Consider the following 14,015-nt stretch of genomic DNA (forward strand, 5'->3'; position numbering starts at 1 on the left):
GGCTTGTCCCGCGTTGGGCTGCGTAGCAGCCCCAGTAAAGCAGAATGCGGTGTATCAGAAACTCCATAGCGGCTGTTTTGGGGCCGCTACGCGGCCCAACGCGGGACAAGCCCGCTCGCCACAGGGGAACTCGCCAGTCTCTGAAAATTGTGTAGATACCTATGCCCCGATGAGTATGGGTATCTACACAACGTTGTATTAGCCAACGCTAACCACGATGCGAAGCGAGCCGCCCTTGATCTTGCTTTAGATCTTGATCTCAGGCGCCCCGTTAAACCACGCTGGCCGGAATTCGACAGTGATTTGGGGCACACCGAGCCTAGGCGAGGTGCCGAGTGGTGGGGCGAAGCGTTTTGCTTACTTTTGCACTGTTCAAAAGTGAGTCGCTGTAAGAGCGAAGCCCTAAGTGGCCGTTACCGCAGCAACGGATATGTACTCGGTCTGATCCAACATCCTGGTCGGCTGTCAGGCCGCCATCGGGGGCAAGCCCCCTCCCACATTTTTCCCCGCGTTCCCTCAGTTAGCCGGCTTCAACAACTGCATCTGCTGGCGATAGTCATCCGTCACCTGCCGCGCCTGGCTGCTGCTGGTAATCACCCTCGGGGTAATCAGCACAATCAACTCCGTGCGGTCCTTGGACTTGCTGGTATTGCCAAACAACCAGCGCAACCCCGGAATTTTCCCAAGGTAAGGCACCGCACTGACACTCTCCGCATTGTCCTGCTTGATCAACCCGCCCAGCAGCACCGTTTGCCCACTCTGCACCGCGACCTGGGTCGACACCGACCGCGTGGAAATACGCGGATTCGTCGGCGTATCGCTGCCAGTGGACGCCTGGTCCTGGGCATCACTGACCTGCTGCTGAATATCCATGTACACCAAACCACCCGGATTGATCCGCGGCACGACGTCAAGAATCACCCCGGTCTGCACATATTCAACACTGCTCAACGTGGTGTCGGAGGTGCCGGTGTTGACCGTGGTCTGGCTGATCGGGATGTTGTCGCCCACCTGGATCTGCGCCGGTTGGTTGTTCATCACCACCAGCGACGGCGCCGACAGCACCTGGGTGCGGCCGTTGGTTTCGAGGGCATGCAGGGCCACTTGCAGGTTGGAGCTGACGAAGGAGTAGAACAACGAATCCGTCGCGCCCAACCCTGCCCCGCCGCCGCCCAACGCGCCTTGGCTGCCAGCGGTGTTGCCCACCGTGGTGCTGGTGGAGTTGCCGGCCAGGCGGCCGAGGTACCACTGCACGCCAAGGTCCAGTTCGCCGGTGAGTTTGACCTCGAGGATGCGCGTTTCGATCTGCACTTGCAGCGGTGGGTTGTCGAGGCGTTTGATCGCCGATTCGATCTCTTTCCATTGCACCGGGCGGGTGCGGACCAGCAGTTGGTTACTGCTTTTTTGCGCGGTGATCCGGGTGCCGGCGTCGAGGCTTTTGGCCGGGGCGTCGTCGGTCGCGCCCTGCTCGGCGGTGTCCTGCTCGGTGTCGGGCGCTTGCTCCTCGTCCTCAGCGGCGGGTGGGTTGCCATTGAGGTTGTTGCTCAGGCCACCCGGCGTGCTGCCGGAGGTGCTGTTGGTGCCCGGCGAGGACAAGGTCGCGGTGCGCAAACCGGGGGCGACCTTGGCCGGGGTGTCGTCCTTGATCGCGCCCGTGCCGTAGATCTGCCGCAGGTACTTGGCCAGGTCAGTGGCCTTCATGTTGCGCACATCGTAGACGTACATCTGCGGCTCGTTGCCACCGCCTTCATCGATGGTATGGATCCAGTCGCCGACTTCGCTGAGGTACTGCGGCTGCGACGAGATCGCCACCACCGAGTTGGTCCGCTCGATGGGCAAGAAGCGCACCATGCCGGCCAGGGGCATGCCGCTGTCGGGGCCGAACATTTTCTGCAGCTCGGGCATCAGCTCGGCCACCGACGCGCGTTGCAGGCCGAACACGCCCACCGACATGCCCTTGAGCCAGTCCACGTCGAAGGTGTCGATGGTGTCCTGGTAATTGGCCAGTTCTTCGGGAGTGCCGGCCAGGCTCAGCACATTGCGCGCCGGGTCCACCAGCAGGAAGGCGTTCTCGCGGGCGAACGGCTTGAGCAGTTTCTGCATCTCGGTGGCCGAGATATAGCGCAACGGAAACAGGCGTGCCGACAAACCGCTGGACGGCTGCGACACGCGCATCTCCGGCACCAGCTTGCCCGCCACTGCCTGATTGGCCGGCAGGATCACATAGCGGTTGCCCTGTTTGATCATGGCGTTGTCGGTCCACGACAACAGGGTCTCCAGAATCGACAAGGCCTGCTGCTTGTTCACCGGCTTGGACGTGGAAAAGCTGACATTGCCCTTCACACCCTGGGCGATGCTGTAGTTCTCGTGCAGCAGGTCGCCCATCACGCTGTTGATCACGGCCTCGATCGGCTGGTCGGCGAAGTTGAACACGATGTCGCCGCTGCCCTCTTCCTTGGCGGCCGAGATGGCTGCCGGTTGGCGCACGAACTGCTGGTTGCCGCGTATCAACTGGCGCTGGGGCGGGGTCTTCGCCTGGGGTTGGCCGCTGTCGACCGGCGCCTGTTCGCTGGCCGGGTCCACGGGTGGGCGTTGCGAACCGGTGCCCTGCATCGCCTCATGCAGCAGGGCCTCGTCCGGGTCGAGATGCTCGGGGAAGGTGCCGCAGCCACCGAGGGAAACGGCGGTGGCCAGGCACAACACGGTGGTGCGCAAGGCGCCAGGGAAAGTATCGATCAAGGGGTGGACTCGTGAGGAAGGGTAATCGGGGGAGTGCTGGACGGCGGCGGCAAACGCAGGGCACGCAGGCTCAGGGTTTGCGTGCGACCGTCGAGTACAAAGCGGGCATCGCGGGGCGTCAGGTGTTCCAGGCGCCAGCCGTTGGGCAGGGTCTGGCCCTGGTGAACTTTGAGCGGCGGGCCATCGGCACGCTTGAGCAGCGCCACGCGCAGGTCGCCGTCGAGGACGATACCGGTCAGCACCAGGCTCGACAGGCTGGAAACGGCGGCTTGGCCCACCGCACGGTCGGGGCTGCGGTCGGGGCTGAACAGCGGCGTTTGCCAGGTGCCGGCCAGGCTTTCGAGGGTCGCGCTCGGCGCCACCAGAACCTTGGCGGCGGTAGTGGCGCGGGCATCGGGGTCCGGCGCCGGCAACCACTGCGGCGCATCGCCGATGCTGCTGAGGATGCCGACCATCAGCAGGCCCAACAGCCCGGCCACACCGAGCAACAGCCATTCCAGGGGACGCAATACATTGATCATCGTTGCACCTGCCGGGCGGCGGCCGGTTGCAGGTAACCGCGTACCAACAGGTGCACCACCAGTTGCCCGGCGCCACCGCTGGCCGGCGCGTTCGGTGGGCGGCGAATGCTCATCTCATCGACAAACAGAAACGGCCGTTGGTACTCCAGCTCATGCAGGATCGCGGTCAAGGGTTCGATGGCGCAGTTGAGGGTCAGGCTGACCTTGACCTGGCGATAGGGCTCGGCGTCGTCCTGCTCCGGGGTGATGGGCATGCGCTGGGTCAGGCTGCAACCGCCACCGAGGCCGGCGCGGCTGTTGATCAGGTCGGCGATGCGTTGCATCAGGTCCGCCGCCACCGCGCTCGGGTCGTCGCCGGGCAACAGGCTGGTGCTGCTGGCCGGGTCCTGCCGCGCTTGCTCCAATTGCTGGCGCAGGCTGTCGCCCTGGCGCAACACACCGGCGTAGCGTTGCTGCTGTTCACGCAGCTGCTCGGCTTGCTCGCCCATGCTGCGCAAGGGGCCGGCGAACCAACTGTCGATCAACAGCCAGTAACCGGCGCCGAGCACCAGGGCCAGGGCGATCAGGGCCGCGCCACGGCGTTCACGGGGTGTCAGTGGTCGGCGCATCGGCGGCCTCCTGGTGCAGGTGGGCGCGCAAGGAAAATTGATCCTTGCCGGTTTGCGCATCGGGTTGGATCACCCCTTCGAACTGGGCGTTTTCCAGGCTGTGGCAGGCCTTGATCCGGGTGATAAGCGCACTGGCCTTGGCACTCTGCCCGGAGAAGGACACGTCGGCGCCGTCGTTGACTTCCAACTGGTCGAGCCAGGTGTCCGAGGGCAGGCACGCGGTCAGTTCGTTGAGCAGCGCCGCCAACGGTGGTTGGGCGGCCTTGCGGCGAATCAGGTACTGGGCGGCGCCACGGGTATTGAGCAATTGCTGGCGCAGGGCCTGGATCTCGGCGACCTGGGCTTTCTGCTCGCGCACACTGTGCTGCATGGCATCGAGCACGCGCTGGCGGTCGTCGAGCCACAGCAGCATCGCCGCAATCAGCAAGGCGCCGCACAACCACGGCAGGCTGCGTTGCAGGCCCTTGCCCTGGGGGCGCTGGCGGGGACGCAATGGCGCCGGCAGCAAATCGATGCCCATGGGTTTGCCTGCGCTATCGGCGACATCCACCGCATGGGGCTGCAAGCCGAGGGCCGCGCAGTCATTGAGGATCTGGTCGAGGCGCTCACGCAGGATCGCCACCAGCGTGACGTGCAAGTGCGTGGGGGTGCGGCGCTCCTGGCGCGCGACAAAGTACAACTGGGCAGCGTCGAACGGCGTGAAGCGGTCCAGTTCATAGCCGACCACCGTCGACAGGTTGCGCGCCGCCGCCGGGGGCAACTGCAGGGTTTGCACCAGCACCGTTTCCGGCGGCAGCACCAGCACCTGACGCGCTTCGCCAGGCAGCTTTTCGACCGGTGCGGTCAGCGGCCAGGCGTAGACATGCTCGGGGATATCGGCGAACGACAACCACCCCGGCAGGCAGCCACGCAGCTCCTTGAGCCACAGGCGCCAGCCCAGTTGCAGCAGGCTGCCGCGCCAGCGCTGGGTGATGGGCTGCGCCAGCGCCTGAAGCCGCGCGGTTAACTGTTCGTTCATTCTTGCCAACGTAAGACTCGATAAGGTTGTGCGCTGCCTTGCGCGGGGCTCAATAACACGGTGGCTTGCACCTGGGCGTGGTAACCACCGGGGCGTTGGGCGCGGCTGCTGACCACCAGCACGTCGCCGGGATCGGCACCCACCGCGCTTTGGTGCGGCAGGTTCAGTGCGCGGCGCATCAAGGCACTGGCGAATGCCGGATCGGGCCGGTCCAGGCCGCTCCACAGGCTGATCTCGGGCACCAGTTCGCTGTACAGCGCCTGGGTCATGCCCGGCAGTTGGCGCACTTCTTCCACCACCCGAAACGGCGCCAGGCCCTGGTTACGCCGCACCTCCAGGGCTCTGGCGAGTTGGTTGGCCTGGGCCTGGGTCGCACCGCAGGCCAGGGCCAGGCGGGCAAAATCACCCACCTCGGCGCTGTTCAAATACAGCTTGCCGCGCTCGCTGTGCAGGCTGACGCGCAGCTGCGCATCGTCGAACACCAGCGGGATTTCACGCCCGTCGGCAATCCACTGCTTGCGCTGCAACGGGTCGGCGACGGCTTGCATCGCCAGCGCCACCCCGGCCTCGGCCGCCAGCACCGCCTGGGTGTGCTGGCGGTGCCAGGCGGCCTGGCGTGTTTCCAGTTGCACCCAACCGGCCAAACCGCCGAGCAACAGACTGAGCAAGGCCAGCACCCACAGCACCAGCAGCAGGGCCACACCGCGTTGATGCTGGATCATTCGGGTGCCCCGCCGGACAGGTTCAGGCGCAAGGCAACCACCTGGGTCACCCACGGCACCGGGCCATTCACCCGCGCGTCAATCCGCACCGTGTAAGGCAGGCGCTTGGTCCACGGCCACTCGCTGATCCAGCCGGTGGCCTGGCCCTTGGGCGACACCCCGCGATAGCTGAATTGCAGGTCCTCGACCCCCTTCAACAACACCTGCGGCTCACTGCGCGAGGCCGGGACGCTGACTTGCGCCGCGGACTCAAACCGCGCGAACGCCACCTGCAAGTCGCGCTGCGACTCAGGGCCCACCAACTGCAAGGTGAAGCGCTGAATCCCGCCACCAAGCACACCGGGCAAGGTCGCGACAAACTGCATGCGCTGCGGCCCACCGGCAAAAAAACCATCGGTCTGGCTGTCGTCCTCGGTCACATCCAGCGGTAGCGCTTCGCTGATGGCGGTGCGCAAAAACTGCTGCGCGGCACGCATTTCATCCAGGCTGACCGTGTAGCGCTGGGCCTTGAGCACGGCGCGATTGGCCCCCAGCAAGGCGCCGCCGACCAGGGTCAGCAACACCCCGAGCAGGCTCAGCACGATCATGATCTCAAGCAAGGTAAAGCCCTGCTGACGCGCCTTCACAAGCCGGCCCCGACGCCGGCAGCGCGCAGTTTCAAGGTGCTGAAACTGGCCTGGCGCGGGCCTTCGCTGACGGTGAGGTCAAGCCTGAACAAATGTGCCTGACCAATGCGGCTGGGCTGCTGGGCGATACGCAGTTGCCAGGCGATACCGTTCAACTCGCCCTGGCGTGTGCCGCTGGCCAAAGGGCCCATGCCTTCCTGATCCATCACACTCAAGGCGGCATGGGTCAGGCGGTCGCTGTGGGACACCTGCAACAACGAGCGCGCGCTCTGGCCGAAGGCGACCAGCAGCACCGTGCTACAGATCGCCATCAACGTCAGCGCGGCGAGCATTTCCAGCAGGGTAAACCCCGCCTGGCGCTTCATGGCAAGGCCTTGGACCGCACGCTGCCAGTCAGCCAGCCGATGTCGATGCGCCAACGCCGACTGCCGTTGGCCAGCAACACGTGGCCGCCGGTGGAACTGCCATCGGGGTAGAAATCCACCGCAGCGCCGGCTTGCTCGGCAGTGTGCAGGGTCACCTGCAGCCCGGCCGGCCAATACTTTTTCGGACGGCCCGGCGCCTGCACGCTGAGGTTGCGCAAATCGAACAGCGTGCTTTCGGTGGTGCCACTGACAATCGCCCGCGCCCGCGTGCTGCGCAATGCCTCGACCACCTGCCCGACGGCCTGGCGTTCTTTGGCGGCGCGCAGGCCCTGTTGCAGGCCAAACCCTACCAACCCGGCCGCGATGCTGATCAAGACGATCACCACCAGCATCTCCAGCAGGGTAAAGCCGCGTTGGGCGTTGGCCATGGTCGTGGGTTATTCCCAGTTGCCCAGGTCGGCGCTGTAGCCTTCGCCGCCGGGCTGGCCGTCCTGGCCGTAGAAAATCAGGTCGAACGCACCGTGCTCACCGGGGAAGCGATAGCCGAAGGCATGGCCGAACGGGTCCTTGAGGTCCGACGGCTTGGCATACGGCCCGGCCCAACCGGCGCTGTTGCCCGGCTTGTCGACCAGTTGCTGCAGGGTCTTGGGCGGCGAGCCGACGTCCAGGCCGTAGCTTTCAATCTTCATGCTCAGGCTGGCCAGCTGGGCCTTGCCCGCGCCGTATTTGCCCTTGTCCACATTGCCGCCGACCTGGCGCACCACGATGGTCGCGACGATGCCCAGCAGCACGATCACCGCGAGCATTTCCAACAAGGTAAAACCGCCCTGGCGGCGGGCGGGCTTGAATCGGGTATGGCGCATCAGCGTGTTTCCTTAAGGGTTCATATATTGCTGGTCAGGCTCATCAGCGGCAGCATGATCGCCAGCATGATCACCGCCACCAGCACCGCCATGACCACAGTCAGGGACGGCACCAGCGCGGCGAGCAGGCGGTCGATGCCGCGTTTGGCTTCAACGTCGAACACTTCGGCGACCTTGAGCAGCATGCTGTCGAGTTCGCCGGCCTGTTCGCCGACTTCAATCATTTGCAACGCCAGATCGGGCAGCAGCGGTTCGCTGCCGAAGGCACTGGCCAGAGTGCCGCCGCCCTTGACCGACTCGGCGGCCTGGGCGACCTGGGCTTGCAGGGCGCGGTTGGTGCAGACCTGGCGGGCAATCACCAACGCTTGCAGCAGCGCCACGCCGTTGCTCAGCAGCGTGCCGAGGGTGCGCGCCAGGCGGGCGGCTTCGACCCGTTGCAGCAACGGGCCGATAATGCGGATACCCAGAACGCGGCGGTCATAGCGTTCGCGGCGCTGGGGATCGCGCAGGCGCGCGGCCAGGGCCCAGGCGCCGACAATCAACCCGGCCAGCACCGCCAGGCCGTAGGCCCCGAGGAATTGGCCGAGGCCCAGGATCACCTCGGTGATCAGCGGAATCGGCACGCCCAGGTCCTTGAAGATCGGCACGAACTGCGGCACCACGTAGGCCAGCAGCAGGGCCAGCGAACCGAGCACGCCGACCACCAGAAAGGCCGGGTAGATCAGCGCGTTGATCACTTCGCCCCTGAGTAACTGGCTGCGCTCCAGGTAGTCGCTGAGCTGGCGCAGGGTGTCTTCGAGGGCACCGCCCGCCTCACCGGCGCGGACCATGCTCAGGTACAGCGGCGAGAACTGGCCACCCTCCGCCTCCAACGCCTTGGATAACGGCTGGCCGGCCTTGACCTGTTCGCGGATGCGCTCGATCAACGCACGGGTCTGCGGCTGGCCGGGCTGCTTGAGCAGGATGCCCAGGGAGCGTTCCAGCGGCTGGCCAGCCCCCAATAGCGTGGCCAACTGTTGAGTGAAACTGACCAGCGCCGCGCCGTTCAACTGACCCCGGCCAAAGGCCTTGCGCAGGCCCTGGGCACCCGCCACCTCGATCTGCAACAGCAGCAAGCCGCGCTTGTGCAGCGCGGCGACGGCGGCGTCCTGGTCCTTGGCTTCGAGGGTGCCGTTTTGCGCCTGGCCCTGGCTGTCGAGGGCGCGGTATTTGAACAGGCTCACGCGCCCTCTCCCCGGGTGACGCGCAGCACTTCTTCAAGTGACGTGACACCGGCCACGGCCTGGCGCAGGCCCTCTTCATGCAAAGTGCGCAGGCCGCCACGACGGGCAGCCTGTTCGAGGGTGGCGGCGTCGGCCTGGCGCATCAACAGGCTGCGCAGTTCGTCGTTCATCACCAGCAGTTCGGTGATTGCACTGCGGCCGTGGTAACCGCCGCCCGGCGCATCGGCGCGGGGGCGATAGAGCATGATCGGGCGCTGCTCGGTAAACCGGTCGAGGCCATGTTCGGCGATCAACTCCGGCGGCGCTTCGAAGGCTTCGCGGGTGGCCGGGTCCAGGCGCCGTACCAGGCGCTGGGCGAGGATGCCGTTGACGGTCGAGGCGATCAGGTAGCTTTCGACGCCCATGTCCAGCAAGCGCGTGATACTCGCCGCCGCGCTGTTGGTGTGCAGGGTCGAAAGCACCAGGTGGCCGGTGAGGGACGACTGGATGGCGATGCGGCAGGTTTCCAGGTCGCGGATTTCACCGATCATGATCACGTCCGGGTCCTGGCGCACGATGGAGCGCAACGCGCCGGCGAAATCCAGGCCGATGGCCGGTTTCACCTGGATCTGGTTGATGCCCTCAAGTTGGTATTCCACCGGGTCTTCGACGGTGATGATCTTGCGCTCGGCGGTATTGAGCCGCGACAACGCGGTGTACAGGGTGGTGGTCTTGCCCGAGCCGGTGGGCCCGGTGACGAGCAGGATGCCGTGGGGCCGCTCGAGCACTTCGAGGAAGGTTTCCAGGCGCTGGCCATCAAAGCCCAGGCTCTGGAAATCGAACTGCACGGTCTGGCGGTCGAGCAAACGCATGACCACCGATTCGCCAAAACTGGTGGGCACCGTGGACACCCGCAAGTCCAGCTCCTTGCCCTGGATGCGCAGCATGATGCGCCCGTCCTGGGGCAGGCGCCGCTCGGCGATGTCCAGGCGCGCCATGATCTTCACCCGCGAAATCACCGCTGCCGACGAACTGGACGGTGGGGCTTCGGCTTCGTGCAGCACGCCGTCGATGCGGTAGCGCACCTTAAGCTGGTTTTCGAAGGGTTCGATATGAATGTCCGAGGCGCGATGCTCTACCGCGCGCTGCAGGATCAGGTTGACCAGGCGAATCACCGGCGCTTCGGAGGCCATGTCCTTGAGGTGTTCGATGTCTTCGAGGGCGCCGCCCTGCTCGTCGAGGTTTTCGATCAGGGTGCCCATGGCCGAACGGCCCTGGCCGTAGTAGCGCTCGATCAGGGTTTCGACTTCGTTGCGCGGGCCCACGGCCAGCCACACCGGCACGCCGCAGGCATAGGCCATGGCCTGGAACGGGTAGACCAGCGACGGGTTGGCGGCCAGCACCCGCAGGCCGCCCTGGCTCCAGCCCACGGGCACCACCTGGTAATGGCGCATGAAACGTTCGGTCAGTACCGGCAATGGGTCCAGCAGCGGCGGCGCAGCATCGGCCAGCAGCAGCGGTGCGCCGAGCAGGTCAGCCCAGGCACGGGCCAGTTCCACTTCCGAGACCAGCCCCAAGCGCGTGAGCAGCCCGAGCAACTCGGTGTCGCCGCCCTCCTGGGACAGGCGTCGGGCGCGCTCCAGGTCAACGGTTTTCAACCCGGCATGTTGCATCAGCCACGCGCAGACCTGATCGGTGTGCGGGATGTGCAGTTGGCAGGCATTGAGAGGCGTTGAGGAGCTGGGCATGGGTGACTATCTGAGGGGCTATGTTCTAAAGGGTTATGGGAAACCCTTGTGGGAGGGGCAAGCCCCCTCCCACAGGGGACCGCGTTTCCCCGTTAGTTCGAGGTCTTCGGCGCGGCCTGGCTGCCGTTCAGCGGACGCCCACCCTTGGTGGTTTCAGCCTTCTGCTTTTTAACTGCCTTGGCGTCGTGGGCCTGGGTCAACACCGTGGAATCGGCAGCCCCGGATTTCGCATCAGCGTCCGTGGACTCAGCCGCCATCGCTGCGCCACTTAGCGCAACGCCCAGGACAACACCGGCACCCAACAGGGAAATCTTCATCAACTTTCTCCAGATCAAAAACAGCAGATAGCCCAAGTGGCGCCTTGAACTCGATCAAGACCCTACACCAAAGCGTTGTGTATGACAGCTTGTGTAAACATGGCACTTTAGAACTACCGAGCAATGCCACTAGTTAGCCACGACTCGACAAAATTCCTTAAACCAATCGACTGGTAGGTTTAGCCTTAGTTCCTGAACGTAAGAAATTATTTCTTATTTCGCGCAAAAATTAGCTTTTGTTTGACTTCCAAGCGCAAGAATTGCCTTAATTATGCGGTTTTCGCGGTTCAAAATGCCACCTCGTGATATCGCTTAGACACTATCTACAACAATAACTAATACAATTTTTACACTAATAAAACTGCGAAATTCGCCAAATAGTTGCAATTAGCCATCGGTTAAAAATTGCGATCACGGGCAACTGTTGCCCAGAAAAAAGTGACGAGGTGCAGTGCAACACGCACTTCTCGGCGCGCCATGTTTACTGAACTGTTGTCGGAGAGACCCATGAATAAACGCAAAATGCTCGGTGCACAGTCGGCATTCGCCCTGCTGGCACTGGCCGTGTCCCAGGTGCATGCAGCCACCAGCCCCGCCCTGGATGAAGGCCGGGTAAGCCGCGCAGAAAAGGCTGCAGACAAGACCCTGGCGAAGATGACCATGGAAGAAAAACTCGCCTACATCGGCGGCACCGGTGGCTGGGACGTCAAGCCACTGACCCAATACGGCATCCCACAGATCCACGGCGCCGATGGCGGCGTGGGCGTGCGCTACACCAGCGAAGGCAACGCTCAGGGCGTGGTCTACCCGTCGGGGCCGAACCTGGCCGCCAGCTGGAACCCGCGTCGCGCCATCGACCTGGGCCGTGCCCTGGGCTATGACACCGCCAGTGGCGGTTATCAGTTCGTCACCGGCCCAGGCATGAACCTGTACCGCATGCCGTACAGTGGTCGGGCGTTCGAGTACTTGTCCGGTGAAGATCCGTTCCTCGGCGCCAGCCTGGGGCCGGCGGTGATCAACGGCATTCAGTCGCGTGGCGTGTGGGCCAACGCCAAGCATTTCGCCGCCAACGACCAGGAAAGCAACCGTTTCCACCTCGATGAAATCATCAGCGAGCGCGTGCTGCGCGAAATGACCCTGCCGCCGTTCGAGTCCGCCTCCAAGAACAGCAAAGTCGCGATGATGATGTGCGCCTTCCAGAAGGTGAACGGCGAGTTCGCGTGCCAGAACAAGCACCTGATGCGTGACATCCTCAAGACCGAATGGGGCTATCCGGGCTTCGTGCAGAGCGACTACAACGCGGTGGTCGACGGTTTGCCGGCGGCACAGGCGGGTACCGACCTGGACATGATGGGCTACCAGATGAACAGCACCATCCTCAAGCCGTACCTGGACAGCGGCGAACTGAGCAGCGCGACCATCGATGACAAGGTGCGCCGCATCCTCAAGCAGATCTACCTGTACAAGTTCGACAGCAAGGCGCCGCTGACCAGCCACAACATGAACAGCGCCACCAGCAACCGCGTGGCCCTGAACGCCGCGCGCGAAGGTATCGTGCTGCTGAAAAACCAGAACAGCCTGCTGCCGCTGGACGCGAACAAGGTCAAGCGCATCGCCGTGGTCGGCACCCTGGCCAAGTACGCGCCGCCTACCGGTTTTGGCAGCGCCAACGTCATGGCCGCCAACTACATCAGTGAGCTGAGCGGTTTGCAGCAACTGGCGCCAGGCGCCAAGGTCGAGTTCATCGACGGGCTGTCCCTGGACCCGGCCACCTCGACCTGGACCCATGCCGACAGCAATGGCAACAGCGTCAAAGGCTTGAAGACCGAGTTCTTCAGCAACACCAACTGGTCTGGCGACCCGGCCGCCAGCCGCACCGACACCCATGTCGACCTGGACTGGTCCACCGACAGCCTGCCGGTGAACGGCGATACCGCCGCCACCTCGATTCGCTACAGCGGCCAGATCACCCCGACGGTCAGCGGCGAGCAGGTGTTCAAGGTACGTGCCGACGGCGCCGTACGCCTCTACGTCAACGGCAAGAAAGTCCTCGACAACGGCGACGGCAAACCGCTGCCGAACAACAGCATTCCACCGACCATCCCGGTGTTTGCCAAGGTCAACCTGGAAGCCGGCAAACCGGTCGACATCAAGCTGGAATACTCACGCCGCAACGGCTACCTGTCGACCATGGGCGGCCTCGTCGGCGTGCAGATGAGCTGGGCTTCGCTGGTGGCACCGCAGGACCTGGCCAAGTACGACGCGGTACTGGTCGCGGCCGGTAACAGCAATGAATACGAAGGTGAAGGCTTCGACCACAGCTTCGACCTGCCCGAGTACCAGAACCTGCTGATCCAGAGCATCGCCAAGGTCAACCCGAATACCGTGGTCACCCTGCACGGCGGCACCGGCCTGAAGATGAGCGACTGGATCGACCAAGTACCGGCCGCGCTGCATGCGTTCTACCCTGGGCAGAACGGCGGCCAGGCCTTGGCGGAGATCCTGCTGGGCAAGGTCAACCCGTCGGCCAAGCTGCCGATCAGCATCGAGCGCAACATCGAAGACAACCCGATCTACGCGACTTTCCCCAAGTTCGACAACCAGGAAACCCTGGCCGAGATGAGCTACAAGGACGACCTGTTCCTGGGCTATCGCGGCTACGAGAAAAAGGGCATCAAGCCGCTCTACCCGTTCGGCTACGGCTTGTCGTACACCACCTTCGGCTACAGCAACATCAGCGTGACCCCTGGGGTGGCGGTGGCCGGGGCGCCGATCAAGGTGTCGTTCGACCTGGCCAACACCGGCAAGGTCGCGGGCGCCGAAGTGGCCGAGTTGTACGTGGGCCAGAACAACCCGAAAGTCGAACGCGCGATCAAGGAACTCAAGGGCTACAAGAAGGTGTTCCTGAAACCGGGCGAGAGCAAGCGCGTGACCATCGAGCTCAACGATCGCTCGCTGGCCTACTACGACGTGGCGAGCAAGCAATGGGTCGTGGATGCCGACAGCTTCAACCTATCGGTGGGCGCGTCGTCCCAGGATATTCGCCTGAACGCCAAGCTGGTCAACCCGTTCCGCCAGGAACTGTCGACCACCACCAGCAACCCGCTGCCACGCTCGGCGCTCAACTCGACGCTGCGTGAATCGACGGTGAAGACCGGCGGTGTGCTGCATCAAAATGAAGGCGATAGCGGCACCAGCGACGGTGATGGCTATGACATGAGCGATGACAGCAGCCAGGGCAGTGCTGCGGGTAACTGATCCCGACTCAGGCTAGTGTGGGAGGGGC

13 protein-coding genes are annotated in these 14,015 nt (G+C 64.1%); 1 reads left to right on the forward strand and 12 read right to left on the reverse strand.

The window, feature by feature from the left end; translation table 11 throughout:
- Nucleotides 1–516 precede the first annotated feature (516 nt).
- The 12 genes from gspD to AB1462_RS13715 all read right to left on the reverse strand — a co-directional run bounded on the left by gspD (nt 517) and on the right by AB1462_RS13715 (nt 10,729).
- Complete coding sequence (gene gspD / locus AB1462_RS13660) at nt 517–2,739, reverse strand: type II secretion system secretin GspD (protein ID WP_367246871.1); 2,223 nt, start codon at nt 2,737–2,739, stop codon at nt 517–519.
- A complete protein-coding gene (locus AB1462_RS13665; RefSeq protein WP_090406304.1) occupies nt 2,736–3,260 on the reverse strand; it encodes a general secretion pathway protein GspN in 525 nt (174 codons plus the stop codon). Before AB1462_RS13665 ends, gspD begins: the two co-directional genes overlap by 4 nt.
- Nucleotides 3,257–3,868 carry a type II secretion system protein GspM gene (gene gspM / locus AB1462_RS13670; RefSeq protein ID WP_024076406.1) on the reverse strand — a complete coding sequence of 204 codons (612 nt, stop codon included), beginning with the start codon at nt 3,866–3,868 and terminating at the stop codon, nt 3,257–3,259. The genes AB1462_RS13665 and gspM overlap by 4 nt, the downstream gene beginning before the upstream one ends.
- On the reverse strand, nt 3,843–4,886 hold the full coding sequence (locus tag AB1462_RS13675; protein ID WP_367246873.1) for a type II secretion system protein GspL: 1,044 nt from the start codon (nt 4,884–4,886) through the stop codon (nt 3,843–3,845). The genes gspM and AB1462_RS13675 overlap by 26 nt, the downstream gene beginning before the upstream one ends.
- On the reverse strand, nt 4,883–5,608 hold the full coding sequence (locus AB1462_RS13680; protein WP_090406310.1) for a general secretion pathway protein GspK: 726 nt from the start codon (nt 5,606–5,608) through the stop codon (nt 4,883–4,885). Before AB1462_RS13680 ends, AB1462_RS13675 begins: the two co-directional genes overlap by 4 nt.
- Nucleotides 5,605–6,234 (reverse strand): prepilin-type N-terminal cleavage/methylation domain-containing protein, encoded by a 630-nt coding sequence (locus tag AB1462_RS13685; RefSeq protein WP_090406312.1) that lies wholly within the window; start codon nt 6,232–6,234, stop codon nt 5,605–5,607. The genes AB1462_RS13680 and AB1462_RS13685 overlap by 4 nt, the downstream gene beginning before the upstream one ends.
- Nucleotides 6,231–6,599, reverse strand: coding sequence for a type II secretion system protein (locus AB1462_RS13690; RefSeq protein WP_090406315.1), 369 nt, complete (start codon nt 6,597–6,599; stop codon nt 6,231–6,233). The genes AB1462_RS13685 and AB1462_RS13690 overlap by 4 nt, the downstream gene beginning before the upstream one ends.
- Nucleotides 6,596–7,027, reverse strand: coding sequence for a Tfp pilus assembly protein FimT/FimU (locus AB1462_RS13695; RefSeq protein ID WP_367246875.1), 432 nt, complete (start codon nt 7,025–7,027; stop codon nt 6,596–6,598). The genes AB1462_RS13690 and AB1462_RS13695 overlap by 4 nt, the downstream gene beginning before the upstream one ends.
- 9 nt (nt 7,028–7,036) lie before the next feature.
- On the reverse strand, nt 7,037–7,462 hold the full coding sequence (gene gspG, locus AB1462_RS13700; RefSeq protein ID WP_024076412.1) for a type II secretion system major pseudopilin GspG: 426 nt from the start codon (nt 7,460–7,462) through the stop codon (nt 7,037–7,039).
- Nucleotides 7,463–7,482: 20 nt separating this feature from the next.
- On the reverse strand, nt 7,483–8,685 hold the full coding sequence (gspF, locus tag AB1462_RS13705; protein ID WP_259191851.1) for a type II secretion system inner membrane protein GspF: 1,203 nt from the start codon (nt 8,683–8,685) through the stop codon (nt 7,483–7,485).
- Entirely contained in the window at nt 8,682–10,412 is a 1,731-nt protein-coding gene (gspE, locus tag AB1462_RS13710; RefSeq protein WP_090406324.1) for a type II secretion system ATPase GspE, read from the reverse strand. Before gspE ends, gspF begins: the two co-directional genes overlap by 4 nt.
- Before the next feature lie 92 nt (nt 10,413–10,504).
- On the reverse strand, nt 10,505–10,729 hold the full coding sequence (locus tag AB1462_RS13715) for a hypothetical protein (protein ID WP_259191852.1): 225 nt from the start codon (nt 10,727–10,729) through the stop codon (nt 10,505–10,507).
- A 507-nt stretch (nt 10,730–11,236) separates the two neighbouring features.
- Between AB1462_RS13715 and AB1462_RS13720 the strand changes: the two genes are divergently transcribed.
- Nucleotides 11,237–13,987: a glycoside hydrolase family 3 protein gene (locus AB1462_RS13720; protein WP_090406330.1), complete on the forward strand. Its 2,751-nt coding sequence runs from the start codon at nt 11,237–11,239 to the stop codon at nt 13,985–13,987.
- Nucleotides 13,988–14,015: the final 28 nt, after the last annotated feature.

The organism is Pseudomonas sp. SB113, from assembly GCF_040754745.1.
GTDB lineage: Bacteria > Pseudomonadota > Gammaproteobacteria > Pseudomonadales > Pseudomonadaceae > Aquipseudomonas > Aquipseudomonas grimontii.

Coding starts and splice junctions, on each gene's coding strand:
- AB1462_RS13665 (WP_090406304.1), bottom strand. CDS start 3,260: ATGATCAATGTATTGCGTCCCCTGGAATGGCTGTTGCTCGGTGTGGCC.
- gspM (WP_024076406.1), bottom strand. CDS start 3,868: ATGCGCCGACCACTGACACCCCGTGAACGCCGTGGCGCGGCCCTGATC.
- AB1462_RS13720 (WP_090406330.1), top strand. CDS start 11,237: ATGAATAAACGCAAAATGCTCGGTGCACAGTCGGCATTCGCCCTGCTG.
- AB1462_RS13695 (WP_367246875.1), bottom strand. CDS start 7,027: ATGGCCAACGCCCAACGCGGCTTTACCCTGCTGGAGATGCTGGTGGTG.
- AB1462_RS13675 (WP_367246873.1), bottom strand. CDS start 4,886: ATGAACGAACAGTTAACCGCGCGGCTTCAGGCGCTGGCGCAGCCCATC.
- gspE (WP_090406324.1), bottom strand. CDS start 10,412: ATGCCCAGCTCCTCAACGCCTCTCAATGCCTGCCAACTGCACATCCCG.
- AB1462_RS13680 (WP_090406310.1), bottom strand. CDS start 5,608: ATGATCCAGCATCAACGCGGTGTGGCCCTGCTGCTGGTGCTGTGGGTG.
- AB1462_RS13715 (WP_259191852.1), bottom strand. CDS start 10,729: ATGAAGATTTCCCTGTTGGGTGCCGGTGTTGTCCTGGGCGTTGCGCTA.
- gspG (WP_024076412.1), bottom strand. CDS start 7,462: ATGCGCCATACCCGATTCAAGCCCGCCCGCCGCCAGGGCGGTTTTACC.
- AB1462_RS13690 (WP_090406315.1), bottom strand. CDS start 6,599: ATGAAGCGCCAGGCGGGGTTTACCCTGCTGGAAATGCTCGCCGCGCTG.